This is a genomic window from Caballeronia sp. J97, assembly GCF_905220305.1.
Classification (GTDB): Bacteria; Pseudomonadota; Gammaproteobacteria; order Burkholderiales; family Burkholderiaceae; genus Caballeronia.
The window spans coordinates 288,425-313,409 of the sequence record NZ_CAJMZL010000001.1; the positions used below are offsets into that span (position 1 = coordinate 288,425).

Sequence of the window (24,985 nt, forward strand, 5' to 3'; positions counted from 1 at the left end):
GCAGGCAGACTCCGCCATGAACGATCTCGATCTCAACCTGATTCCCTACCTCGTCGCCATCGAGGAGACGCGCAACGTGAGCCGCGCCGCCGAGCGGCTCGGCGTGAGTCAGCCGCGCGTGTCGACGGCGCTCGCGCGCCTGCGCGAATATTTCAACGATCCGCTCTTCGTGCGCACCTCGCGCGGCATGGAGCCGACGCCGCGAACCATCGCGCTCGTGCCCGCGGCGCGCGAGGCGCTCGCGCGGATCGAACGCGGCTTGCTGGACCGGCAGCATTTCGATCCCGCGACCAGCACGGAGACGTTTTCGATCGCGCTCTCCGATGTCGGCGAAATCGTCTTCCTGCCGCGCCTCTTGCAGGCGTTCGCGAAACAGGCGCCGAACGCGAATCTGCGCTCGGTGTCGGCCTCGCACGGCGATGTCGAGCGCGGACTCGAAGCGGGCGACATCGATCTCGCGGTCGGCTATTTTCCGGACTTGCGCGGCAACAATTTCTTTCAGCAGCGCCTCTTTTCACATCGCTTCATCTGCCTGATGCGCCGCGATCATCCGTACGCGAACCAGCCGCTCACGCTCGAACGCTTCATGGAATGCGGCCACGCGGTCGTGCGCGCGGAAGGCCGCAGCCAGGAAATTCTCGAGAACTATCTCGACAAGGAACGCGTGCGGCGCCGCGCGGTGCTCGAGACGCCGCACTTCATGAGCCTTCCGTTCATCCTGTCGCGCACCGATCTGATCGCGACGGTGCCGCATGCGATCGGCTTCGCGTATGTGGCAGAGCACGCGTCGATCACGCTCGCCGAACCGCCGCTCGCGCTGCCGCGCTTCGACCTGAAGCAGCATTGGCATCGCAAGTTCCACAACGATGCACGCACGGTGTGGCTACGCGGCATCGTCGCTTCGCTCTTCAACGACGAACTCGACGAGTGGCCCAAATAGGCCCCCGCGCGGTCCAGGCAAACATCGCCCGTCGATAAATCCGGCTAACATTAGCGTTTTGTTTCCCGACAGGAAATGATTCGATGGATGCTCTGACCAGCTTGCGCGTATTCCGCGAAGTCGTCGAGGCAGGCAGCTTCGTGAAAGCCGCGGAACGGCTCGACATATCGACAGCGATGACGAGCAAGCACGTCGCGAATCTGGAACGTCAGTTGGGCGTGCGCCTCCTGAACCGCACGACGCGCCATCTGAGTCTCACGGAAGCCGGCAACGTGTACTACGAGCAGTGCAGCGAGGCGCTCGACATCCTGCAGGCCGCGCAAGCCGCCGTCGGCGTGCAGACGGCGCAACCGCAGGGCGTGCTCAAAGTCACCGCGCCTGGCTGGTTCGCCAATCGCACGTTCGCGGACCTGCTCGTCGCGTATCAGGCGCGCTATCCCGGCGTGCTTGTGGATCTGCGGCTGGAGAATCGCTTCGTCGATCTCGTCGAAGAAGGGTACGACATGGCGATTCGCGCCACCTCGGAGCCGTCGCCCTCGCTGATCGTGCGGCCCCTGTGCAAGATGCCTTTCGTGCTCGCGGGCGCGCGCGCGTATCTGGAGCGGCACGGCAAGCTGCGCCATCCGGACGATATCGCGCGGCATCGGTTCGTGTTGCCGACGTATACGAACATCGATTCCGTGACGTTGACGGGACCGGACGGCGCTTTCATCGTGAAGAATCAGGCGGTGCTCAAGACCAACGATACGTCGATGGCGCTGCAACTCGTGCGCGCCGGGCTCGGGCTCGCGTACTTTCCAGCGTGGATCGTCGAGCCGGAGCTGGCAGCGGGCTCGCTCGTACGCGTGCTGCCGAGCTATACGGCGTTCGCGCCCTCCGTCTACGCGGTCTACACGAGCCGCAAGTACATGACGACGAAGGTGCGGACTTTTATCGACTTCCTGTCGGAATCGCTGGCCGATCGGCCGATATGATTAGGAATACTCTTATTCTGTCGTCGAGTCTTGCATGTAATGATCGCGCCGCTTCCGGGTCGGGCGCTCTAGATGCGACAGAAATTTTCATCTTGCGCGCCGCCGGGATCATCCCTGCTACTTGCACGCGAGGCACGCGCGATATGGATTTTCCCTGGCTTCCCTTGTTCTTCAACCTGGCCTTGCTCTGCCTGACGCTGTTTATCTGCCGCACGTTGAACGCAGGTGAAGGCAGCCTGAGGTGGAACGGCGCACTGATTTTCCTCGTTCTGTGCTGTCTGGCGATGGTGCTGGATTTCACACTGACGATGATCTTCGCGTCTGCCGCCTTTCATGAGCGCACGTCGTACGACAGCTTCGGGTCGAGGATCGCATGGAGTGAGCGCATCCTCACTTACCTGATTCCATGCGCGATTTCCTTGCTTCTGGCACTGCGGTTCAGGTCGCGTCAGCGCTTTTCGCGCGAGCTCGGTCGCAGCCGCAGTGAGGCAGCGCGCGAAGAGTCGGTACAGATTCAAACCTCGCCTTACACGCAGTCGAAGCTGACGCTCTGACGCGCCGCGAGTGAATTTGGTAAGTCCAAAAGCGAAATTGTTCGAAGCAGTTCTACTATTCGTTTCTCTCTGATATACTTTCGCTCTTTCGGGGCGTAGCGCAGCCTGGTAGCGTACCTGCATGGGGTGCAGGTGGTCGGAGGTTCAAATCCTCTCGCCCCGACCAGAAATCAAAAGGCTCTCCGGCTTCTGGCCGGAGAGCCTTTTTCTTTGTGGCCCATTCCAGGTCGTCGCATGGCCTCATCCGAGCAAGAACAATGGCATACAACAAGCTCAACAACCCGCGTGCGTTTCCCGGCAACAGCAACTACGGCATGTCGCTGCGCGACTATTTCGCGGGCCAGGCGCTGGCAGGCGACATGGTCGACGAACGCATTCCCGACGACGCCTCGAGCGCACTGCTCGAAAAGCGTGCGCTGCTCTACTACCGGCTCGCCGATGCCATGCTGAAGGCGCGCGCCGAAGAAGAGGCGCTGACCAACACGACCGCCATGATGGGCATGAACGTCTGACGCAATCCGCTGCAGACAATCCGTTCGGCAAGAAGGCCGCGCCACTGTATATTCAGACATAAGAATCAAAAAAACACTTGTGTGTCAGTGCTTTAAGCCCTAGTCTTAAGGTGACATATAAGGAACGGCGCCATGCCATTGTCTGTCCCAGCGCCCTCGCAACAGCGGCGCACCCGAACCGGCCGAGCCTGCTCCCCGTTGCGTGCGGAAGTGGCGCGATGGTTCGATCCGGGCAGCCGCGCGCGCGTCACGCGCTTCGGGCGCATCTATCCCGGCGGCAGCCGTTATGTGTGCGTCAGCGCCACCCGGCCAGGCCGATGCTTCGCGCTTTACTTCTTCCACCATGGCATCGATGACTGGCGCATCTATCCACCGTGGGGCGTCGGGCCGAGCATCGTCTACTGGTCGGTCAAAATGAAACTGCCGCCCTCGCAAGCCGCGGGGCCCAAGAAGCGCTTCCGCGTAGGCGTCAAGCCTTAGCCGCAAGCAGCGTCTGCCCAGTCATCGTCTCGTCGACGGCGCGCTTGTAGACCTTCGCGACGTCCGCAGCCGCGATGCCTTGCGATGCATCCTTGCCCATCGAAGCCAAGGTCTCCGCGACCCAGCCCGGACTCACGGTATTCACGCGCAGCTTGCCTTGCAGCTCGAGCGCCGCCACGCGCACGAAACCTTCGACACCCGAATTGACAATGCTCACCGCCGCGCTGCCGATCATCGGTTGCTGAGCGAGGGTGCCGCTCGTCAACGTAATGGAACCGCCTTCATCCACGTGGCCGATCGCGCAACGCACGAGATTCACCTGCCCCATCAGCTTGTTCGCAAGGCTGAACGCGTAATCGTCATCGCCGAGCGAATCGAGCGGTGCGAACTTCGCCGCGCCTCCGACGCACACGACAGCGCCGACCTTGCCGACTTTATCGAACATCGCGACGATGCTCGCCTTGTCCGACAAATCCACCGATACATCCGAGCCCTTTCGGCTCGCGGTGATCACTTCGTGCCCGGGCTCGAAAATCCGTTTGATCTCCGTGCCCAACATGCCTGTCGCGCCAACGAGCAACACTCGCATAAGCCCTCCCGAATCGATGTGAGAAAGCCACGGCGGGCGCGCGCCCGGAGCGGCAATCAGGAAAAGAGCAAGCAACTATGCTACTGCCGTCGGGAACACTACGCAGAGCATGCACCGGACGAAAAAAATGCCGCGACGATGCGCGGCATTGTGTTCCGGATCCGGGCGGCGCTCATCCGCCCAAGAGATCGATCACCTGAAGAATATCTTTGCGTAGCTGATCGACATCGACGCCCGATTGCGCCGGCGCCGAGGCTTGCGTGTCGGCCATGTCCGCTTCTTCTTCGAGCGCGCGTCCTTGTGAATCGAGCCGGTTGCGCGCCCCGTTGATCGTGAAGCCCTGTTCGTAAAGCAACTCGCGGATGCGCCGGATCAACAAGACTTCGTGATGCTGATAGTAGCGGCGATTGCCACGCCGCTTGACCGGCCTCAGTTGCGTGAACTCCTGCTCCCAATAGCGCAGTACGTGAGGCTTGACGCCGCACAACTCGCTGACTTCGCCAATCGTGAAGTAACGTTTGGCAGGGATCGGAGGCAAGACGACTTTTTCCATCGTCGATCAACCATCGTTATAAGTGATGTCGATTGAAGCGCGGTGGTCAAGCAGCACGGCGCACGAAGCGTTCGTGCGCCGCCGGGATCAGCGAGTGAGATCGGTCTCCGCTCCCGTTTCGACCAGCGCCTTCAGCTTCTGACTTGCATGAAACGTGACGACCCGCCGCGCGGCGATAGGAATGGCCTCACCCGTCTTCGGGTTGCGTCCCGGACGCTGAGGCTTGTCGCGCAACTGGAAGTTGCCAAAGCCGGAGAGCTTGACGCTCTCCCCGCTCTCCAGCGCATCGCGGATGACTTCGAAGAAGGCTTCGACCATGTCCTTGGCTTCGCGCTTGTTCAGACCGACATGGTCGAACAGCATCTCCGCCAATTCGGCTTTGGTGAGCGTCGGCGTATCGCCGGGCACGCTCGAGGTCTGGGTATCTCGGGTCATGGCGCTACGCTGCGCCGAAAGAAGGGCTTCGAAATCACTCGAGTTCATTTGGTTCATATCGGTAAAACGGCGCTTGCCATATTTAAGACTTGGCGATCGACGGACGGGCCAACTGCAGGCTATCCGCGCAACCGCGCGCCGTGTACTCGAGCCAGGCGATCCACCAGCGTTTTGATAGCCGTATCGACCGTTTCGTCCTGAAGCGTGCCGCCAGTATCTTGCAACGTTACCCGGAAGGCAAGACTTTTCTCATGCGCTCCCAAGCCGCCGGAAGTATTTGATTTTGGACGAAATTCATCGAAAAGCGCAACCCTTGTGACGTGCCTGCAAGCGGCCTCGGATCGAGCGTTTTCGAGTTCGTCGAGCAACGCCTGAACCGGCACGTTTTGATCTACGACAATCGCGATATCGCGACGCACGGGCGGAAATTTCGACACTTCGGACGGCGCCGGCAACGCGCGATCCATCAGCGTGTCGGCGTCGAGTTCGAAGAGGATCGGCGCATTCGGCAGATCGTACTTCTGGAGCCAGCGCGGATGCAGCTCGCCGATCCAGCCGACCGCGCGCCCCGCCACTTCGATGCGCGCGCCGCGTCCCGGATGCAGCGCCGGATGCTCGGCCTTCACGAAGCGCGGCACGACCGGCGCGAAGAGCGCTTCGACATCGCCCTTCACGTCGAAGAAGTCGACATTGCGCGAGGCCGAGCCCCATTGTTCCTCGACCACCGGACCATACGCGAGTCCGCCGATCATCTTCGGCTGCGCGAAGCCTTCGACCGCGAGCTCGCCCGCCTTCACCGATGCATCGCGATGAAACACGCGCCCCGCCTCGAACACGCGAATGCGATCCGCGCGACGGTTCAGGTTGTAGCGCAGCACTTCGATCAGGCTGCCGAACGTCGTCGTGCGCATGACCGAGAGCTGGCTCGCGATCGGGTTCAAGAGCTTGATGGGGTTATCGTTACCGGCGAAGTCCTTCTCCCATTCGGCATCGACGAAGCTGAAGTTCACCGTCTCCGAATAGTCACGCGCAGCCACCTCGTGACGCAGCGTGTGGATCGAGCGCTTCGTTTCGTTCGTGATGCGCATCTCGCTGCGCGCGACCGGCGGACGCGCCGGAATCCTCTCGAAACCGTAGATGCGCGCCACTTCTTCGATCAGGTCTTCTTCGATCTCGATATCGAAACGATACGGCGGCGGCGTGACCCTGAAGGCATCGCCATCGCGCTCGAACGCGAGATTCAGACGCGTGAAGATCTGCGCGATCTCTTCCGCGCCGATCTCCACGCCGATGATGCGATGCGCACGCGACACGCGCATCGAGACCGGATTGCGCTCGGGCACGTTGACGATCTGATCGTCGACCGGGCCCGCCTCGCCGCCGCAGATGTCGAGGATCAGACGCGAAATGCGTTCGATATGCTCGACGGTCGTCGAGTAATCGACGCCGCGCTCGAAGCGATGCGCCGCATCGGTCGAGAAGTTGTACTTGCGCGCGCGACCGCGAATCGCATCCGGCCACCAGAACGCAGCTTCGAGGTAGATGTTGGTGGTGTCGAGCGACACGGCGGTGCTGTCGCCGCCCATGATGCCAGCGAGGCTTTCGACGTGACGATCGTCAGCGATGACACCGACGGTTTCATCGAGCTCGACGGTGTTGCCGTTCAGCAGCTTCAGCGATTCGCCCTTCTTGCCCCAACGCACTTCGATCGCGCCGTGGATCTTGTCGAGATCGAACACGTGCGTCGGACGGCCGAGCTCGAGCATCACATAGTTGGAAATGTCGACGAGCGCGGAAATGCTGCGCTGGCCCGCGCGCTCGAGACGTTCGACCATCCACTGCGGCGTCTTCGCATGCGCGTTCACGCCGCGGATGACTCGGCCCGAAAAGCGCCCGCACAGATCGGGCGCGAGCACCTTGACCGGCAGCTTCTCGTCGAGCGTGGTTTCGACCGCGGGCATCTCCAGTTGCTTCAACGGCGCGCCGGTGATCGCAGCGGTCTCGCGCGCAACGCCGAATACCGACAGGCAGTCCGCCTTGTTCGGCGTGAGCTTGATCTCGAACACTGTGTCGTCGAGATTGAGCGCCTCGCGGATGTCCTGGCCGACCGTCGCATCGGCGGGCAGGATCAAGAGGCCGCTGTGATCTTCCGACAGCTTGAGCTCGCGCGCCGAACACAGCATGCCCTGGCTGTCGACGCCGCGCAGCTTCGTCGGCTTGATCGCGAAAGGCTCGCCGCCCGCTTCGGCCGGCGGCAGAACGGCGCCGATCAGCGCGACCGGCACCTTGATGCCCGGCGACACGTTCGGCGCGCCGCACACGATGTTCAACCGCTCGCCCGTGCCGGCATCGACCTGACAGACGTTGAGCTTGTCGGCATTCGGATGCTTGGCGACTTCGAGCACTTGGCCTACGACGATTTTCGTGGTCGGCGGCGCGACCGGCCGCAGGTCTTCGACTTCGAGGCCGGCCATCGTCAGCGCATGCGCGAGCTCGTCGGTGGAGAGCTTGGGATCGACGAAGCTGCGGAGCCAGGATTCTGGGAATTGCATGTGTGTCTACGTTCGAAATATTTGGAGACTCTCGTCCGGCTTCTCAGCGATGAGCCGAACGTCGCGGGCGCGGCAGTCGCGTCAGACGAACTGGCGCAGGAAACGCAGATCGTTCTCGAAGAACAGACGCAGGTCCTGCACGCCGTAACGCAGCATCGTCAGGCGCTCGAGGCCGCTGCCGAACGCGAAGCCGATATAGCGCTCCGGATCGAGGCCCATATTGCGGATGACGGTCGGATGCACCTGACCCGAGCCGGAGATTTCCAGCCATTTGCCCGCGTTTTTACCGTGCTCGAACATCATGTCGATCTCGGCGGACGGCTCCGTGAACGGAAAATACGACGGACGGAAGCGCACGAGAATGTCGTCGCGCTCGAAAAACTTCTTCAGAAAATCAGTGTAGACGCCCTTCAGATCCGCGAAGCTGATGTTCTCTTCGATCCACAGCCCTTCGACCTGGTTGAACATCGGCGAGTGCGTGGCGTCGCTGTCCACGCGATATGTGCGGCCCGGCACGATCACCTTGATCGGCGGCTTGTTCATGCGCGCGTAGCGCACCTGCATCGGGCTCGTATGCGTGCGAAGCAGCAGCGGACGGCCATCGGCGTCTTTGCCGTCGACGTAGAACGTGTCCTGCATCGAACGCGCCGGATGGTTTTCCGGGCTGTTCAGCGCGGTGAAGTTGTACCAGTCGGTTTCGATCTCGGGACCGTCGGCCACGTCGAAGCCGATCGTGCGGAAGACGTGCTCCACGCGCTCCCACGTGCGCATCACGGGGTGCAGCGTACCCGCGCCCGCGCCGCGCCCCGGCAGCGTGACGTCGATGGCTTCCGCCGCCAGACGCTGGTTCAGGAGCGCATCTGCGAGCGCCTGACGGCGCGTGTTCAATGCGGTTTCGACCTGCTGCTTCGCCTGATTGATGCGCGCGCCTTCGGTCTTCTTTGCTTCCGGATCGAGCTTGCCCAGTCCCTTCAGCAATTCGGTCAGCGCGCCCGACTTGCCGAGGAACCGTGCCTTCTCGTTTTCGAGCGTGGTGGTATCGGTGGCGTGTTCAAAGGCGCTTTTCGCGTCGGCGACAATCTGGTCCAGATCCATTGATCCCATCTTTTAACGTCGAAATTCAATCTGAGGTTCGGTTTTGCTGATCCACGCAGTGCTCAATGCATGCCGATGGCGTGGATAAGCAAAACCGTCCAACCAACAAAAACGGGGCTCGGTGAGAGCCCCGTTTTCTGCCTTTGCGCCGCCGTCAACAACCCGGCGACGAGGAGGCGAACCACGCAGTACTAATTTTGCAATTAGGCTGCAACGGCGGCTTTCACTTGCTTCACGATCGCAGCAAAAGCAGCCTTGTCGAACACAGCCATGTCAGCCAGAACCTTGCGGTCGAGTTCGATCGAAGCCTTCTTCAGGCCGTTGATGAACACGCTGTAGGTCATGTCGTGCTGACGCACCGCTGCATTGATACGCGTGATCCACAGTGCGCGGAACACACGCTTCTTGTTGCGGCGATCGCGGTAGGCGTATTGGCCAGCGCGCATGACCGCCTGCTTGGCGATGCGATAGACGTTATTGCGACGGCCGCGGTAACCCTTGGCCAGACGGATGATCTTCTTGTGACGGGCCCGTGCGGTAACCCCACGTTTTACTCGAGGCATGTTGCGCTCCTTGGAGTGTCAGTTGAGGTTAGGCGAACGGCAGCATCGCGCGGACGGAGTTCAGATCGGAATCATGAACGGCCGTGGCGCCACGCAGATGGCGTTTGTTCTTGGTGGTTTTCTTGGTAAGAATGTGGCGCTTGAAGGCCTGACCGCGCTTGACGGTACCGCCCGGACGCACCACGAAGCGCTTTGCAGCACTCTTCTTGGTCTTCATCTTCGGCATGAAACAACTCCAGTTTATTAGATGGTCATGGGTGTGCGGCTGATCCGCGGCTACCGCCTGCGAACCCCTTCCCGCCCTTCGAAACCCACGCGCCACTTGTGTGCGAGCGGTTCAGTGAAGAACCGCCGCTTTTCATGATCGGCGTCACCGGAATGACGCCGACCTGAAACTTCCGGCAATGCCGCGCCGACCGCCTTTGAGCGGCGCGCGATCCATCACCTTTACTGCCTGCGGTTACTTACCCTTCTTTTTCGGGGCAAGCACCATGATCATCTGACGCCCTTCCATCTTCGGCATCTGCTCGACCTGGCCGTATTCGTCCAGATCCGTCTTCAGACGTTCGAGCATGCGCATGCCGATTTCCTGGTGCGCCATTTCGCGACCGCGGAAACGCAACGTGATTTTCGTCTTGTCGCCGTCTTCGAGGAAGCGCGTGAGGTTGCGCAGCTTGACGTTGTAGTCACCGTCATCCGTGCCGGGGCGGAATTTCACTTCCTTCACCTGCACGATCTTCTGCTTCAACTTCGCTTCGTGCTGCTTCTTCGCTTCCGAGTACTTGAACTTGCCGTAATCCATCAAACGGCAGACAGGCGGTGACGCCTGCGGCGCGATTTCGACGAGATCCACGTCGTGCTGTTCCGACAGGCGGAATGCCTCGGGCAGTTTCACGATTCCGAGCGGCTCGTTGTCCACTCCGACCAAGCGCACTTCCGGTGCGGTAATCTCACCGTTGATGCGATGTGACGACTTATCAGTAGCGATGTTACGTTTCCTCTAAAAATGAAAAAACAAGCCGCGCTGCGAGTGACTTACTTGAACGCCCGCACTTCCTGCTGCAGACGTTCGAGGAATGCGTCGACCGGCATCACGCCGAGATCGACACCGCCACGAGCACGCACGGCCACGGTTTGCGCATCACGCTCTTTGTCGCCGACGACCAGCAGATACGGGACCTTTTGAAGCGTGTGCTCGCGTATTTTATAGCTAATCTTCTCATTGCGCAAATCGGACTCCACTCTAAGCCCTTGTTTTTGCAACGATTGAGCCAGATTTCCGGCATATTCGGCCTGACTTTCAGCAATATTCAACACAACGGCCTGGATCGGCGCGAGCCAGGGCGGCATGGCGCCGGCGTGGTGCTCGATCAGAATCCCGAGAAAACGCTCCATTGATCCGACGATTGCGCGATGAAGCATCACCGGACGACGGCGGCTGTTGTCTTCGGCCACATACTCCGCGCCCAGACGCTCCGGCAACACCATGTCGAGTTGCAGCGTGCCGCATTGCCACGAGCGGCCGAGCGCATCCTTGATGTGGTACTCGATTTTCGGACCATAAAACGCGCCCTCGCCCGCGAGTTCTTCCCACTGCAGACCGCACGCAGTCAGTGCCTCGCGCAAGCCCTGCTCCGCGCGATCCCAGGTTTCGTCGGTGCCGGCGCGCTGTTCCGGACGCAGCGACAGCTTGATGTCGATGTGATCGAACCCGAAATCCTTGTAGACGCTCATCGCGAGGGTGTTGAACGCGATCGATTCCGCGATGAACTGGTCTTCGGTGCAGAAGATATGTGCATCGTCCTGAACGAAGCCTCGCACGCGCATCAATCCGTGCAGCGCGCCCGACGGTTCGTTGCGATGGCAGGAACCGAACTCCGCGTAACGCAACGGCAGATCGCGATACGAACGCAGGCCATGATTGAACACCTGGACGTGGCCGGGGCAGTTCATCGGCTTGATCGCGTAGTCGCGCTTTTCGGACTCGGTCGTGAACATGTTTTCACGATAGTTCTGCCAGTGGCCCGACGCTTCCCACAGCGAGCGATCCATCACCATCGGGGTCTTGATCTCGAGATAGCCGGCTTCGTTCACACGGCGGCGCATGTACTGCTCGACCTGCTGCCACAGCGACCAGCCCTTCGGATGCCAGAACACCATGCCCGGCGCTTCGTCCTGCAGATGGAACAGGTCGAGTTGCTTGCCGAGCTTGCGGTGATCGCGCTTCTCGGCTTCTTCGAGCATGTGCAGGTACTGATCCTGGTCTTCCTTTTTGGTCCAGGCAGTGCCGTAGATGCGCTGCAACTGCTCGTTCTTCGAGTCACCACGCCAGTACGCGCCCGCGACCTTCATCAGCTTGAAGACTTTCAGCTTGCCGGTGGACGGCACGTGCGGGCCACGGCACAAGTCGATGAAATTGCCGTGCGCGTAGAGCCGAATCTCATCGCTCTCGGGAATCGATCCGATGATCTCGGCCTTGTACGCCTCGCCGATGCTCTTGAAGTACTCCACCGCTTCGTTGCGCGAGACGACGCGGCGCGATACCGGCTCGTCCTTCTTCGCGAGTTCCTGCATGCGCTTCTCGATTTTTTCGAGATCTTCGGGCGTGAAGGGGCGGTTGTACGAGAAGTCGTAGTAAAAGCCGTTGTCGATGACCGGCCCGATGGTCACTTGCGCTTCGGGGAACAGGTCCTTCACCGCGTAGGCCAGCAAATGCGCGGTCGAGTGGCGCACGACATCGACGCCTTCCGGGTCCTTGTCCGTGACGATCGCGAGCGACGAATCCTTGTCGATCAGAAACGAGGTATCGACGAGTTCGCCGTTCAGCTTGCCGGCGAGCGCCGCCTTGGCGAGGCCCGCGCCGATCGATGCCGCGACTTCCGCGACCGTCACCGGGTGGTCGTATTGGCGGACCGACCCATCAGGCAAACGTACCGAAACCATATCGTTCTCCAAGACGCCGGCGCATGCCGAGCGATTCGATTTAAGCATTGCCGCGCGATTTCGCTGCAAAAATCGCAAGACAAAAAAAATGCGGCCCCGCTATCGAGGGGCCGCATTCACTTTTCACACTTACCGCGAAACAATTTGGCAGAAGGCGAATTAGGTCCTCGACTAGCGTCGCTCCGAATATGTTTCGGTCAACGTTCGACGTGCCATTTTCTTTTCGCCTTTTGCGCAGCGCGCTTCTTGCGGTTTGAAAAACCGCGAACCGAAGTCCGCTGAGTTTCGTTTTCGTTGGTAGGCTCGATTGGACTCGAACCAACGACCCCCACCATGTCAAGGTGGTGCTCTAACCAGCTGAGCTACGAGCCTGAAAGAAGTGAGATTATATGGAGCGTTTCGGATCTTGGCAAGTGGTTATCTTCAGAAAAATCGAAAAGATTCGCCGATCCGTTCAATGCCCGCCATTCAGGCGCGACGTGACGCACGAATCACGCCGGGCACTTCACCGAGCAGCATGCACGCGCGTTGAATCTGCGCGGCGCTCGACACTTCCACGGTGAACTGCATATAAGCAATATTCCTGCGGCTCTGACTCTTCACGCCGATCACGTTGATCTTTTCTCGTGCGAACACTTCGGAGATATCGCGCAGCAATCCCTGCCGGTCAGTCGACTCCACCGATAGATCGATCGGGTACACCGACGAACCGCGCCCGTTCATCACCTCGGCGGACCATGTCGTGTGCAGCACGCGCTCGGGCGAGCGCTGGGCCATGCGCTTGAACGTCGCGCAATCGGTGCGGTGAATCGACATGCCCTTGCCGCGCGTGACGAAGCCCGCGATCGGATCGGGCGGCGCCGGACGGCAGCAACGCGCGAGTTGCGTGAGCAACGCATCCACGCCGACGACGAGCACGCCCGTCGACGCGCCGTGCGCGACGCTCTGTCCGCTGCTGCGCTTCTCGAACTGCTCGGGCGCTTCCGGCTCGGGCTCGGGCGGCGGTGTATCGGAGAGCGCCTGCTCGATGTTGCGCAGACTGAACTCTTCTTTCGCGACGACCACGTAGAGATCGTCGGGCGTCTTGAAGCCGAGCTTGGTCGCGAGCTGATCGAGACTGACCGATGTCTTCCCTTCGCGCTGCAAGGTCTTTTCGACTATCGCCCGTCCCGCCGCGATGTTCTCCGCGGCGTCCGCTGCGAGGAACCACGAGCGCACCTTCTGCCGCGCGCGGGCGCTATGCAGATAGCCGAGTTGGGGATTGAGCCAGTCGCGCGACGGCCCGCCTTCCTTCACCGCGACGATCTCGACCGTCTGCCCGTTCGAGAGCGGCGTGTTGAGCGGCACCATTGCGCCGTCGACGCGCGCGCCACGGCAGCGATGCCCCAACTCGCTGTGCAGGTGATACGCAAAATCGACGGCCGTCGCGCCCTGCGGCAACGCGATCACGCGCGCCTGAGGCGTCAGCACGTAGATATGGTCGTCGTCGAGCGTGGCTTCGCGCAGATGCTGCCAGCCCGGATGTTCGCCCTCGACGTCGTCCTTCCACGCGAGAAGCTGGCGCAGCCATGCGATCTTCTCGTCGTATTTCTCGCTCGCCGTGACTTGTCCCGCATAGCCGCGCGCGCCTGCTTCCTTGTAGCGCCAGTGCGCGGCCACGCCGTACTCGGCGAACTGATGCATCTCGTAGGTGCGGATCTGAACTTCGAACGCGCGCCCGTCGTCGCCGATCACGACCGTGTGCAGCGACTTGTAGCCGTTCGGCTTGGGTCGCGAGATGTAGTCATCGAATTCGCGCGGCACCGGCTGCCACAGGTTGTGCACGATGCCGAGCACGGTGTAGCAGTCCTTGATGTCTCCGACGATCACGCGAAACGCGCGCACATCGTTCAGCTCGGAGAAGTCGAGATGCTTGCCGCGCATCTTCTTCCAGATGCTGTAGATGTGCTTCGGCCGTCCGCTGACGTCCGCCTTGATGTGCGCGGTGTCGAGCTCCTTTTGCAGGCGCGCGATCGCCTCGGTCACATAGCTTTCGCGCTCGACGCGCCTTTCGTCCAGCAGCTTCGCGATGCGCTTGTACGTGACCGGATCCTCGAAGCGGAACGACAGATCTTCGAGCTCCCACTTCAATTGCCAGATACCGAGCCGATTGGCGAGCGGCGCATAGATTTCGAGCGTCTCGCGCGGCACGTCCGGCGAAGGATCGGTCTTGTTCGCCGCGTGATAGCGCAGCGTCTGCACGCGCGATGCGAGCCGGATCAACACCACGCGAATATCCTGCGCGAACGCGAGCAGCATCTTGCGCAGCGCCTCGACCTGAGCGCGGCGCGCGGCCTGCGCATCGCGCGTGTTTTCGGGCAATTCCGCGAGCGTCGCGCGCGAACTGACCGAGCCGAGCCGCAAGAGCTTGCGCACATCGCCGACGAGCCGCTGCACCTCCGGGCCGAAATGCTCGGCGATGACCTTTTCGGGATCGTCGAGATGCGGCGCCAGCACGAAGAGCGCGGCCGCGGCGATCGCGTGCGCATCGACGTTGAGGGTCTGCATGATGCGCGCCGTGCCGGCGGCGTGGTCCGCGAGCAGCTCGCCGGTGGAGACGCGCGCGTCCTTCGCGTGCTCGCGCACGAACGCGAGCGCGTCATCGATGGACGGCTCGGGCAGCGTCTGGGCGGGAACGGCGGTTTCGGTCATGCGGGCGATGCCACTACTTCATGCGGCGCGAGCAATCAACTGCGCTGTGCCGCGATCACGACGATTTCGACGAGGCAAGCCGGATTGGCGAGCTTCGCCTCGACCGTCGCGCGCGGCGGCGTGTTGTCTTGCGCGACCCACGTGTCCCACACGGCGTTCATGCCCGGAAAGTGAATCATGTCCGAGATGTAGATCTGCACCGACAGCAGGTGCGACTTGTCGCTGTTGGCTTCTTCGAGCAAGCGATCGATGTGGCCGAGCACTTCGCGCGTCTGGCCGGTGATGTCCTGGTCCGTGTCCTCGGCAATCTGGCCGGCGAGATACACCGTACCGTTGTGGATCGCGGTTTCGGAAAGGCGCGGACCGACGTGATGACGAATGACTGCCATTGTGTGTTCCTGATCGATGATGGTGAATAGTCCGGCGCTAGCGACGGACGCTCAGCCCAATATTATGCCCCGGTGCGTTCGTTCCCGAGAAAGAACCCCCTGGCGATGGCGATTTGATCCTCGACAAGAAAGGCCGGCGCGTGCCCGGCGCCTGCAACCTCGGCGCTCGTCACGGCCTGCCCTTTCTCGACCATTTGCGCGACCGTTTCGCGCGACAGCAAATCTGAAGTCTCGCCACGCACGACGAGCACCGGCGTCCTGATCGACGCGAGCGAGTGCCACAGGAACGCTTCTCCGGCCGCGTTCTGCTCATCGGTGGCCGACGTGAACGGCGTCGCGATACCCGGGTCGTAGCGAAAGCCCCAAACGCCATCGCGCTGGTGCAAGAGCGGCGTGTTGATGCTCGTCCATTCCTCGTCCGTCAGCGGCCCGAACGACGACGCAAGCGCCGCCGCGTGTCGCACGCCTTCATCGAGCGACGCGAACTGCGCCGGCTTGCCGAGATAGTCGCCGATGCGCTGCAGCGCGATCGGCTCGATATGCGGCCCGACATCGTTGAGCAGCATCTTTCTAATCGGCGTGTTCGGCAACCCGCCGAGCGCCATGCCGATGAGACCGCCCATCGACGTGCCGAACCAGTCCACCGTCTCCACGTTGAGACGTGCGATCAGCGTGACCATGTCGGCGACATACTGCGGCACGCCGTAGTAGCGCGGATCGGCGAGCCAGTCGGACAGGCCGCGCCCGACCACGTCCGGGCATACCACGCGATACTCGTGCGAGAACGCCTGCGCGAGCTTGTCGAAGTCGCGGCCCGAGCGCGTCAGGCCGTGCACGCAGAGCAGCACGCGCGGGTTGGCCGGATCGCCCCACTCCGTATAGGCGATGCGATGCAGACCTGCCTGGCTCGCGCATTGCACGAAGCGCTGACGCGGCTCGCTCAGATCGGAATGCACTGCTTCGACGACGATGGATGCGGTCATGGAGAGTTCCTCGTGGCAGGGTTCGAAACGATTGTAAAGCGCATCGCGCCCGATCGAACGGACGTTGGCCGAACGGCTGATCCCGCCCGAGCGCAGCGCAGATGCGGCCGATCGCGCAAAACAAAGCGGGCGAAGCTCCGAAAGCTTCGCCCGCCCGTATTTCGCGCGCACGCCGCGAGAAGCGGCGTTCATGTCACGTCGGCGTTACTTCACGCTCGTGACATCGAGCGGCGCGCCCGTCTTTTTCTGGATTTCCTCGACGGTGATGCCATCGGCCAGTTCGACGAGCTTGAGCCCGTTTTCGGTGACGTCGATCACACCGAGATCGGTGATGATGCGATTCACCACGCCCACACCCGTCAGCGGCAGCGAGCACTCTTCGAGGATCTTGTGCTGATCGCCCTTCGCCACATGCTCCATCAGCACGACGACGCGCTTCACGCCGGCGACCAGGTCCATCGCGCCGCCCATGCCCTTGATCATCTTGCCGGGGATCATCCAGTTCGCGAGATCGCCCTTCTTGCTGATCTGCATCGCACCGAGGATCGCCAGGTTAATGTGGCCGCCGCGAATCATCGCGAACGAATCGGCTGACGAAAAGATCGACGAGCCCGGCAGCGTCGTCACGGTCTGCTTGCCGGCGTTGATGAGATCCGCGTCCACTTCGTCTTCATACGGCGACGGGCCGATGCCGAGCAGACCGTTTTCCGACTGCAGCCACACTTCCATGCCGTCCGGGACGTGATTGGCGACGAGCGTCGGCAAGCCGATGCCCAGGTTCACGTAAAAGCCGTCCTGCAGTTCCTGCGCCGCGCGCGCGGCCATCTGGTCACGAGTCCAAGCCATGATTACTCTCCTTTCGCGCGGACGATACGTTGTTCGATGCGCTTTTCCGGATGCGCATTCAGGACGAGGCGCTGCACGTAGATGCCGGGCAGATGGATCGCGTCCGGATCGAGTTCGCCGGTCTCGACGATCTCTTCGACTTCGGCGACGGTGATCTTGCCCGCCATCGCGCACATCGGGTTGAAGTTGCGCGCGGTGCGGCGGAAGACCAGGTTGCCCGACTTGTCGGCCTTCCACGCTTTCACGAGTCCGACATCGGCCGTCAGCGAATGCTCGAGCACGTAGTGGTTCTCGCCGAACTGGCGCGTTTCCTTGCCTTCGGCGATCACGGTGCCGAAACCGGTGTTCGTGAAAAACGCCGGAATGCCCGCGCCGCCGGCGCGCAGCTTCTCGGCGAGCGTGCCTTGCGGCGTGAATTCGAGCTCGAGTTCGCCGGCGAGATATTGCCGCTCGAACTCCTTGTTTTCGCCGACGTACGACGAAATCATCTTCTTGATCTGACGCGTCTCGAGCAGGAGGCCGAGACCGAAGCCGTCGACACCCGCGTTATTGCTGATGCAGGTGATGCCCTTCACGCCTGTGTCGCGCAACGCGGCGATCAGCGCTTCCGGAATCCCGCACAGCCCGAAACCGCCGACGGCAAACGTCTGCCCGTCCTTGACGATGTCCTCGAGCGCGGCTTTCGCGCTGGGATAGACCTTGTTCATCTGTGTGTCCCTTCCATGTTTGAAACCAACTGAAAATCGGCTTTTTGGCGTCGCCGATGCGCTCTTTCGAGCACATCGCGCGGCCTTTTTGGCGTGGCACAAGAGTACTTTGGGCCGACGATCCGGCACAATACGCAAAAATACATAAGTCATTGCCCGCGCGCGTTTGGTTCCCGGCGCTTTTCGCCGCGAAACGAGACTCGCCGCGCACCCGATTTCACATGCGTGCACTGGACTATCAAACCGCGTTTCATCTTGCGCCCGTCGGGCTCGTGCTTTCGCGCGAGCGCACCATCGAAGACTGCAACGAGCAGCTCTGCGCGATCTTCGGCAACTCGCGCGAGGCGCTCATCGGCAAATCGTTCGAGGTGCTGTACCCGTCGCCGGACGAGTTCGCGCGCATCGGCGAGCGCATCGCCGCGCATATCAGCAGGGAAGGCACGTACAGCGACGACCGGATCATGAAGCGCAAGAACGGCGAATTGTTCTGGTGTCATGTGACCGGCCGTGCGCTCGATCGGGCCGCGCCCCATGCGGCGGGCGTCTGGACCTTCGAGGATCTGAGCGCGACACGGCGCGTCGCGATCGAACTGACGCCGCGCGAGCGGGAAATCGCCGCGCAGCTCGTGACAGGCAAGACGAGCAAGCAGATCGGCCGCGTGCTCGAAATCAGCCCGCGCACGGTCGACATCTACCGCGCGCGGCTCATGAGAAAGTACGACACGGGCAACGCCACCGAGCTGCTGCAGCGGCTGCTCGGCACCTGAGCCGCACGGTTACAGTGCGACGGGCGATGCCGTCTCGATGATCTGCCGCAACATGTCCGGCAGCGGCACCGACTTGCCCGCCGCGTAGTCGATCCATACGATCTTCGCCGCCCCGCGCGCGTAGGGCACGCCGGGCGCGTCGGCGCGATAGAGCTCGAAGCGCGTGTCGAAACTGCTGCGTCCGGGCTTGCCGACCAGCATGCGGCCGATCACGTCGCCGGGATAATGAAGCTGCTTCAGAAACTCCATCGACGCGTTCACGATCACCGGCCCCTGCCCTTCGCCGTTGCCGCCCGCGATGCCGATTTCCTCGAACCACGAGATGCGCACCTGCTCCATGTAACGGAAGTAGACGGTGTTGTTGACGTGGCCGAATGCGTCCATGTCGCCCCAGCGGATCGGCATGGACAGATCGAAGACGGTGTGAAAGTCGTTATGCGTGGTCATTGCTTGCGGTCAGAAGAATGGCGATGTTCAAAGCGAAAAGCCGTCGTCCGCCGAGATCACCGAGCCGTTCATGAACTGCGATTCATCTGCGGAGAGCAGCAGAAGCAGGCCGTCGAGATCGTTGGGCGAGCCCACGCGGCGGCGCGGCAGCATCGAAATGAGCTTTTGCCCCTGCTCGGTCTTCCAGTGATGGTGATTGATCTCGGTATCGATATAACCCGGGCAAATCGCGTTCACGTTGATGCCGTGTCGGCCCCATTCGAGCGCCATCGCCTTGGTCATCTGCACGACGGCGGCCTTGCTCATCGAGTAGAGGCCGATCTGCGGAAACACGCGCAGGCCGGCCACCGACGCCACGTTGATGATGCGATAGGCCGGCTTGGCCGTGCTGTAGCCGCGCATGATCATGCGCTTGGCGACTTCCTGCGCGACGAAAAACGCGCCGCGCACGTTCGTGCCGAACACGAATTCGTAGTCGGCGGGCGTCACGTCGGTCAACTTTTGCGTCGTCGACACGCCCGAGTTATTGACGAGGATGTCGATGGTACCCGCTTCCGTCTCGGCGTGCGCGATCGCCGCCTTGATGCTCTGGTAATCGGTTACGTCGAGCGAAACCACGTGCGCCGCGCCGCCCGACGACTCGATCTCGGCGCGCAGCTCCTTCAGGCGCTCCGTGCGCCGGCTGGCGAGCACCACCTTGGCGCCCGCCTGCGACAGCACTTGTGCGAAGCGCTTGCCCAAACCACTGGACGCGCCCGTAATCAGCGCGACTTTGCCTTCCAGGTTGATCGAACGGCCCATTGTGCTTCCTTGTTTTTGGTTGGCTCAGCCTCGGCGGGCGCGCGGATGCGCCGATGCGGGCTGTCAGCGTCAACACCGATGGCGCGGGTGTCGTGAATAATAGTACGATCGTGCTAAATTGGCGAGCTTTGGTTGCAGCCTGCCTCACCTTCCCTGAAAATACGCGATCCCGAAAGGGCATTCTAACGGCACATAGGAGCATTGATGACCCCGGCGAGCCTCATCGAGCAATACGGTCCCCGCGAATCGATGGAATACGACGTCGTCATCGTCGGCGGCGGCCCTGCCGGTTTGTCGGCGGCGATCCGGTTGAAGCAACTGGCGGAAGAAAAAGGCGTCGAGATCGGCGTGTGCGTTCTGGAGAAAGGCTCCGAGATCGGCGCACATATCCTCTCGGGTGCGGTGATGGACCCGCGCGGCCTGTCCGAACTCATTCCCGACTGGAAGGAGAAAGGCGCCCCGCTCGATGTCGAAGTGACCGAGGACCGGTTCCTGTTCCTGTCGCAGAACGACGCGAAACAAGTCCCGAACTGGCTGCTGCCCGACAACTTCAAGAATCACGGCAACTACGTGATCAGCCTCGCGAACGTCACGCGCTGGCTCGGTCAGCAGGCCGAGGCGCTCGGCGTCGAAATCTTCCCGGGATTTCCGGCTGCTGAAATCCTGTACGCCGATGACGGCTCGGTGCGCGGCGTCGTCACGGGCAACATGGGCGTCGGCAAGGACGGCGAGCCGACCGAAAATTTCCAGCTCGGCATGGAGTTGCACGCGAAATACACGCTCTTCTGCGAAGGCGCGCGCGGACATCTCGGACGTCAGCTCATCGACAAATTCAAGCTCAACCAGAATTCCGATCCGCAGGTGTACGGCATCGGCATCAAGGAATTGTGGGAAATCGATCCGGTCAAGCACAAGCCCGGCCTCGTGATCCACACCGCCGGCTGGCCGCTCGAACCCGACACTTATGGCGGCTCGTTCCTATATCACATGGATAACAACCAGGTGGTGGTCGGCTTCGTCGTCGGGCTGGGGTACTCGAATCCGTATCTGTCGCCGTTCGAGGAGTTCCAGCGCTACAAGACACATCCGTCGATCCGCCCGTTCCTCGAAGGCGGCAAGCGCATTTCCTACGGCGCGCGCGCGATCACGGCGGGCGGCCTGATGTCGCTGCCCAAGCTCGCCTTCCCCGGCGGCGCGCTCGCGGGCGACGACGCGGGCTTTCTCAACGCGTCGCGCATCAAGGGCAGCCATGCGGCGATCAAGTCCGGCAAGATGGCCGCCGAAGCCGCGTTCGAAGCCGTGCAGGCCGGCCGCCAGAACGACGAGCTCACGGCTTATCCCGAGGCTTTCGATACCTCGTGGCTCAAGACCGAGCTGCATCGCGCGCGCAATTTCAAGCAGTGGATGAGCAAGGGCCTGTATCTCGGCACCTTCATGGTCGGCCTGGAGCAAAAGGTGATGGGCGGCAACGTGCCGTGGACGCTGCATCATCAGCACTGGGATCACGAAATGCTGAAACCGGCGTCGCAGTGCAAGCCGATCGTTTATCCGAAGCCCGATGGCAAGCTCACGTTCGACCGACTTTCGTCGGTGTTCATCTCGAACACGAATCACGAAGAGAATCAGCCCGCGCATCTGACGCTCAAGGATGCGAGCGTGCCGGTCAACGTGAATCTGCGCACCTATGCAGGCCCGGAAGGCCGCTATTGCCCGGCCGCGGTGTACGAGTTCGTCAAGTCGGACGACGGCAACGAACGTCTGCAGATCAATGCGCAGAACTGCGTGCACTGCAAGACCTGCGACATCAAGGACCCGACGCAGAATATCGTGTGGGTCACGCCGGAAGGCGGCGGCGGGCCGAACTATCCGAATATGTAAGGCCTGAAACGACAAAGGGCGCCGATCTCGGCGCCTTTTTTTTATTTCGACGGCGCCTGCGCCGCAATCTTCGGCGTCTCGACGACGACATCGCCACATTGCGCGCGATGCCGCAGCGCGTGATCCATCAGCACGAGCGCGAGCAGCGCTTCGGCGATCGGCGTGGCGCGGATGCCGACGCACGGATCGTGACGGCCGAAGGTTTCGACGGTCGCGCTCGCGCCTTCCTTGTCGATCGACTGACGCGGCGTGCGGATGCTCGACGTCGGCTTGATCGCGATCGACACCCTGATGTCCTGCCCGCTCGAAATGCCGCCGAGGATGCCGCCCGCGTTGTTGGTCGCGAAACCTTCGGGCGACATCTCGTCGCCGTGCTGAGAGCCGCGTTGCGCGACGCTCGCGAAGCCCGCGCCGATCTCGACGGCCTTCACCGCGTTGAGGCCCATCATCGCGTGGGCGATGTCCGCGTCCAGGCGATCGTAAAGCGGCTCGCCGAGCCCGACGGGCACGCCGCTCGCCACCACTTCGATGCGCGCGCCGACCGAATCGCCGTCGCGGCGCAGGTTGTCCATGTATTCCTCGAGTTGCGGCACGATCTCCGCATTCGGCGAGAAGAACGGGTTCTCGGGCACGTGCTCCCAGGCGGCGAACGGAATCTCGATTTCACCCAGCGCGCTCATGCAACCGCGCGTTTCGAGCCCGAACTTCTCGCGCAGCCACTTTTTCGCGACCGCGCCCGCCGCCACCGTCGGCGCAGTCAGCCGCGCCGACGATCGGCCGCCGCCGCGATAGTCGCGCACGCCGTATTTCTGCCAGTAGGTGTAGTCCGCATGACCCGGACGGAACGTCTGCGCGATGTTGCCGTAGTCCTTGCTGCGCTGATCGGTGTTGCGGATCAGAAGCGCGATGGGCGTGCCCGTCGTCACGCCTTCGAACACGCCGGACAGGATCTCGACCTGATCCGCTTCCTGCCGCTGCGTGACGTGACGCGACGTGCCGGGGCGGCGGCGATCGAGTTCGATCTGGATGTCGGCTTCGCTGAGCGCCATGCCCGGCGGGCAACCGTCGATCACGCAACCGATTGCCGGACCGTGAGACTCGCCGAAATTCGTGACGGTGAAGAGCGTGCCAAGGGTGTTGCCGGACATGAGCGTCGACCTGAAAAAAAGTGTCGGGGGAAACCGCTATTATGCCAGCGCCGTCGCGCTCAGCGCCGCGCGCCCCGCAGCGCGTTCACCACGTCGAACAGATGCTGCGGCGTCGCGTCTTGCGGCGCGATCGGCTCGCCGACCGCGAGCGTGAGCCGCGTCATCGCGCCGCGACGAATCGGACGCGGCCACTGGGCGTCCTCGTGGCGCGAGAACACGCTGCCCCAGAGCCCGCGCAGCGCCATCGGCACGACGGGCGCCGGATGGCGTCGCAGAATCTCGGAAATGCCATGCCGGAACGGATTGATATCGCCCGTGCTCGTCAGCTTGCCCTCGGGAAAGATGCACACGAGATCGCCCTCGTCCAGCGCTTGCCCGCAGGCAGCATAGGCACGTTCGAGCATGGCGGCGTCCTCATGTGCGGGCGCGATGGGGATCGCCTTCACGTGCCGGAACATCCAGCCGACGAGCGGCGTGCGGAAGATGCGGTGATCCATCACGAAGCGAATCGGCCTCGGACTTTCGGCCATGATGACGACGGCGTCGACGAAGCTCACGTGATTGCAGACGAGCACGGCCGCGCCGTGCGGCGGGATGCGTTCGGCATCCACGAGACGAATGCGATAGAACGTGTGCACCAGTATCCACGCGATGAAGCGCAGCAGGAACTCCGGCACGAGCGAATAGATATAGACGGCGACGACGACATTGAGCAGCGCGGTCGTCAGAAAGAGTCCCGGAATGCCGACGCCGAACGACGTGAGCGCGAGCGCCATCAGCGCCGAAACGATCATGAAAAACGAATTGAGGATGTTGTTCGCCGCGATGATGCGCGCGCGATGCGTCGGCTGGCTGCGCGCCTGAATGAGCGCGTAGAGCGGCACGCTGTAGAAGCCGCCGAACATGGCGAGCAGGAACAGGTCCGCGAGAATGCGCCAGTGCGGCAGCGCCACGAGAAATTCGCCGACGTTGAGCAGATGCCCCGCGGGCGCCATGCGATGGCTCGCGAAGAAAAGATCGATCGCGAACACGCTGATGCCGATCGAGCCCAGCGGCACGAGCCCGATTTCGACGCGCCGCTTCGAGAGCCGCTCGCACAGGAGCGACCCGGTGCCAATGCCGATCGAAAACGTCGCGAGCAGAATGGTCACGACATCGGGATCGGCGGAAAGCACATCCTTCGCGAAATTGAAGAACGACGTGAGAAACGTCGCGCCGACGAACCACAGCCACGAAATGCCGAGCAGGCTCAGAAACACGGTGCGATCCGACTTCGCGAGCCTGAGATTGCGCCATGTCTCCGAGAACGGATTCCAGTTGATGCGCAGATCGGGCTGCGACGCGTCCGATTTCGGCACGAACGAAGACGCAATGCGTCCGACGATCGCGAACGCGATGCATGCGAACGCGAGCAGCATCGCGCCGTGTTCCGACGCCCCCGCCGCCGCCCCGCCGATGATCGTGCCGATCAGAATTGCGACGAACGTGCCCATCTCGACGAGTCCGTTGCCGCCGACGAGCTCGTGCGAATCGAGATGCTGCGGCAAATAGGCGTACTTCACCGGCCCGAACACCGTCGAATGCACGCCCATCAGGAAGGTGCACGCGTAGAGCAGCGGCGCGCTGTGCAGCACGAAACCCGCGCCGCCGATCAGCATCACGACGATCTCGAAGCTCTTCACGAGGCGCGCGAGCACGGCCTTGTCGTACTTGTCGGCGATCTGGCCGGATGTCGCCGAGAACAGCACGAACGGCACGATGAAGATCGCGGAAATGAGAAAGGCGGCGGTTTTCGGATCGACGCCGGAAAAGCGTGCGGCCTGAAACGTCACGAGCGACGTGAAGCCGACCTTGAAGACGTTGTCGTTCATCGCGCCGAGAAATTGCGTCCAGAAGAACGGCGCGAAACGCCGTTCGCGCAACAGTCGGAACTGGCTTTCGCCTTCGGAAGTCGATCGGCGGGAAGGGCGCGACGCGGCGCGCAGCGGTTTGTCACTCATGTCTTGCGGAAAAAGAAGTTCGGCGTTGATCGCAAAAGTACGGCGATCGAATCCGAATGAAACGAAGAACCGGGCCGCGGGGCCAACCTCACCCTTAGGCCAGACGAAAAAAAACGCGCCTTTCGGGCGCGTTGCGGA

General features: G+C 62.1%; 25 protein-coding genes and 2 tRNA genes. 8 read left to right on the top strand and 19 right to left on the bottom strand.

Annotated features, from left to right (window positions below):
* The first annotated feature begins 16 nt into the window (after window positions 1-16).
* The 6 genes from U4Y90_RS01330 to U4Y90_RS01355 all read left to right on the top strand — a co-directional run bounded on the left by U4Y90_RS01330 (window position 17) and on the right by U4Y90_RS01355 (window position 3,460).
* Window positions 17-940, top strand: coding sequence for a LysR family transcriptional regulator (locus U4Y90_RS01330; RefSeq protein WP_321791421.1), 924 nt, complete (start codon window positions 17-19; stop codon window positions 938-940).
* Between the two features lie 83 nt (window positions 941-1,023).
* Entirely contained in the window at window positions 1,024-1,914 is an 891-nt protein-coding gene (locus U4Y90_RS01335) for a LysR family transcriptional regulator (RefSeq protein ID WP_321791423.1), read from the top strand.
* Between the two features lie 143 nt (window positions 1,915-2,057).
* Window positions 2,058-2,468, top strand: coding sequence for a hypothetical protein (locus tag U4Y90_RS01340; RefSeq protein WP_321791425.1), 411 nt, complete (start codon window positions 2,058-2,060; stop codon window positions 2,466-2,468).
* Window positions 2,469-2,557: 89 nt separating this feature from the next.
* Window positions 2,558-2,634, top strand: a tRNA-Pro gene (locus tag U4Y90_RS01345).
* Between the two features lie 91 nt (window positions 2,635-2,725).
* Window positions 2,726-2,980, top strand: a complete 255-nt coding sequence (locus U4Y90_RS01350) for a hypothetical protein (protein ID WP_321791426.1) — start codon at window positions 2,726-2,728, stop codon at window positions 2,978-2,980.
* Window positions 2,981-3,178: 198 nt separating this feature from the next.
* The gene (locus tag U4Y90_RS01355; protein ID WP_321791428.1) at window positions 3,179-3,460 is read left to right on the top strand and encodes a hypothetical protein; all 282 of its coding nucleotides are present in this window, start codon (window positions 3,179-3,181) and stop codon (window positions 3,458-3,460) included.
* On the opposite strand, the gene U4Y90_RS01360 is transcribed toward U4Y90_RS01355, so the two are convergent.
* The 15 genes from U4Y90_RS01360 to U4Y90_RS01430 all read right to left on the bottom strand — a co-directional run bounded on the left by U4Y90_RS01360 (window position 3,450) and on the right by U4Y90_RS01430 (window position 17,806).
* Entirely contained in the window at window positions 3,450-4,049 is a 600-nt protein-coding gene (locus U4Y90_RS01360) for a short chain dehydrogenase (RefSeq protein WP_321791430.1), read from the bottom strand. The genes U4Y90_RS01355 and U4Y90_RS01360 overlap by 11 nt on opposite strands.
* Window positions 4,050-4,221: 172 nt before the next feature.
* A complete protein-coding gene (locus U4Y90_RS01365) occupies window positions 4,222-4,602 on the bottom strand; it encodes a MerR family transcriptional regulator (RefSeq protein WP_321791432.1) in 381 nt (126 codons plus the stop codon).
* Window positions 4,603-4,689: 87 nt separating this feature from the next.
* Entirely contained in the window at window positions 4,690-5,094 is a 405-nt protein-coding gene (locus tag U4Y90_RS01370; protein ID WP_321791434.1) for an integration host factor subunit alpha, read from the bottom strand.
* 62 nt (window positions 5,095-5,156) lie between these two features.
* On the bottom strand, window positions 5,157-7,589 hold the full coding sequence (gene pheT, locus U4Y90_RS01375; protein ID WP_321791436.1) for a phenylalanine--tRNA ligase subunit beta: 2,433 nt from the start codon (window positions 7,587-7,589) through the stop codon (window positions 5,157-5,159).
* 81 nt (window positions 7,590-7,670) lie between these two features.
* The gene (gene pheS / locus U4Y90_RS01380) at window positions 7,671-8,684 is read right to left on the bottom strand and encodes a phenylalanine--tRNA ligase subunit alpha (protein WP_321791438.1); all 1,014 of its coding nucleotides are present in this window, start codon (window positions 8,682-8,684) and stop codon (window positions 7,671-7,673) included.
* A gap of 203 nt (window positions 8,685-8,887) precedes the next feature.
* Window positions 8,888-9,247: a 50S ribosomal protein L20 gene (rplT, locus tag U4Y90_RS01385; protein ID WP_008350196.1), complete on the bottom strand. Its 360-nt coding sequence runs from the start codon at window positions 9,245-9,247 to the stop codon at window positions 8,888-8,890.
* Window positions 9,248-9,275: 28 nt separating this feature from the next.
* Window positions 9,276-9,473 carry a 50S ribosomal protein L35 gene (rpmI, locus tag U4Y90_RS01390; RefSeq protein ID WP_004191477.1) on the bottom strand — a complete coding sequence of 66 codons (198 nt, stop codon included), beginning with the start codon at window positions 9,471-9,473 and terminating at the stop codon, window positions 9,276-9,278.
* 234 nt (window positions 9,474-9,707) lie between these two features.
* Window positions 9,708-10,235: a translation initiation factor IF-3 gene (infC, locus tag U4Y90_RS01395; RefSeq protein WP_321792538.1), complete on the bottom strand. Its 528-nt coding sequence runs from the start codon at window positions 10,233-10,235 to the stop codon at window positions 9,708-9,710.
* A 47-nt stretch (window positions 10,236-10,282) separates the two neighbouring features.
* Window positions 10,283-12,190 carry a threonine--tRNA ligase gene (gene thrS, locus U4Y90_RS01400; protein WP_321791444.1) on the bottom strand — a complete coding sequence of 636 codons (1,908 nt, stop codon included), beginning with the start codon at window positions 12,188-12,190 and terminating at the stop codon, window positions 10,283-10,285.
* A gap of 295 nt (window positions 12,191-12,485) precedes the next feature.
* A tRNA-Val gene (locus U4Y90_RS01405) sits at window positions 12,486-12,562 on the bottom strand.
* 96 nt (window positions 12,563-12,658) lie between these two features.
* Window positions 12,659-14,881, bottom strand: coding sequence for a bifunctional (p)ppGpp synthetase/guanosine-3',5'-bis(diphosphate) 3'-pyrophosphohydrolase (locus tag U4Y90_RS01410; protein ID WP_321791446.1), 2,223 nt, complete (start codon window positions 14,879-14,881; stop codon window positions 12,659-12,661).
* 35 nt (window positions 14,882-14,916) lie between these two features.
* On the bottom strand, window positions 14,917-15,270 hold the full coding sequence (locus U4Y90_RS01415) for a RidA family protein (protein ID WP_321791448.1): 354 nt from the start codon (window positions 15,268-15,270) through the stop codon (window positions 14,917-14,919).
* 62 nt (window positions 15,271-15,332) lie between these two features.
* Entirely contained in the window at window positions 15,333-16,253 is a 921-nt protein-coding gene (locus U4Y90_RS01420) for an alpha/beta hydrolase (protein ID WP_321791450.1), read from the bottom strand.
* A gap of 204 nt (window positions 16,254-16,457) precedes the next feature.
* A complete protein-coding gene (locus U4Y90_RS01425) occupies window positions 16,458-17,099 on the bottom strand; it encodes a CoA transferase subunit B (RefSeq protein ID WP_321791452.1) in 642 nt (213 codons plus the stop codon).
* Window positions 17,100-17,101: 2 nt separating this feature from the next.
* Window positions 17,102-17,806, bottom strand: coding sequence for a CoA transferase subunit A (locus U4Y90_RS01430; protein WP_321791454.1), 705 nt, complete (start codon window positions 17,804-17,806; stop codon window positions 17,102-17,104).
* Between the two features lie 221 nt (window positions 17,807-18,027).
* On the opposite strand from U4Y90_RS01430, the gene U4Y90_RS01435 reads away from it, so the two are divergent.
* On the top strand, window positions 18,028-18,573 hold the full coding sequence (locus tag U4Y90_RS01435) for a LuxR C-terminal-related transcriptional regulator (protein WP_321791456.1): 546 nt from the start codon (window positions 18,028-18,030) through the stop codon (window positions 18,571-18,573).
* Window positions 18,574-18,582: 9 nt separating this feature from the next.
* Here U4Y90_RS01435 and U4Y90_RS01440 read toward each other — a convergent pair whose 3' ends face one another.
* Window positions 18,583-19,020 (bottom strand): thioesterase family protein, encoded by a 438-nt coding sequence (locus U4Y90_RS01440; protein WP_321791458.1) that lies wholly within the window; start codon window positions 19,018-19,020, stop codon window positions 18,583-18,585.
* 27 nt (window positions 19,021-19,047) lie between these two features.
* A complete protein-coding gene (locus U4Y90_RS01445; protein WP_321791460.1) occupies window positions 19,048-19,821 on the bottom strand; it encodes an SDR family oxidoreductase in 774 nt (257 codons plus the stop codon).
* 204 nt (window positions 19,822-20,025) lie between these two features.
* On the opposite strand from U4Y90_RS01445, the gene U4Y90_RS01450 reads away from it, so the two are divergent.
* The gene (locus U4Y90_RS01450; protein ID WP_321791462.1) at window positions 20,026-21,699 is read left to right on the top strand and encodes an electron transfer flavoprotein-ubiquinone oxidoreductase; all 1,674 of its coding nucleotides are present in this window, start codon (window positions 20,026-20,028) and stop codon (window positions 21,697-21,699) included.
* A 41-nt stretch (window positions 21,700-21,740) separates the two neighbouring features.
* On the opposite strand, the gene aroC is transcribed toward U4Y90_RS01450, so the two are convergent.
* Window positions 21,741-22,847, bottom strand: coding sequence for a chorismate synthase (gene aroC, locus U4Y90_RS01455; RefSeq protein ID WP_321791463.1), 1,107 nt, complete (start codon window positions 22,845-22,847; stop codon window positions 21,741-21,743).
* A gap of 59 nt (window positions 22,848-22,906) precedes the next feature.
* The gene (locus U4Y90_RS01460) at window positions 22,907-24,847 is read right to left on the bottom strand and encodes an MFS transporter (RefSeq protein WP_321791465.1); all 1,941 of its coding nucleotides are present in this window, start codon (window positions 24,845-24,847) and stop codon (window positions 22,907-22,909) included.
* Between the last annotated feature and the right edge of the window lie 138 nt (window positions 24,848-24,985).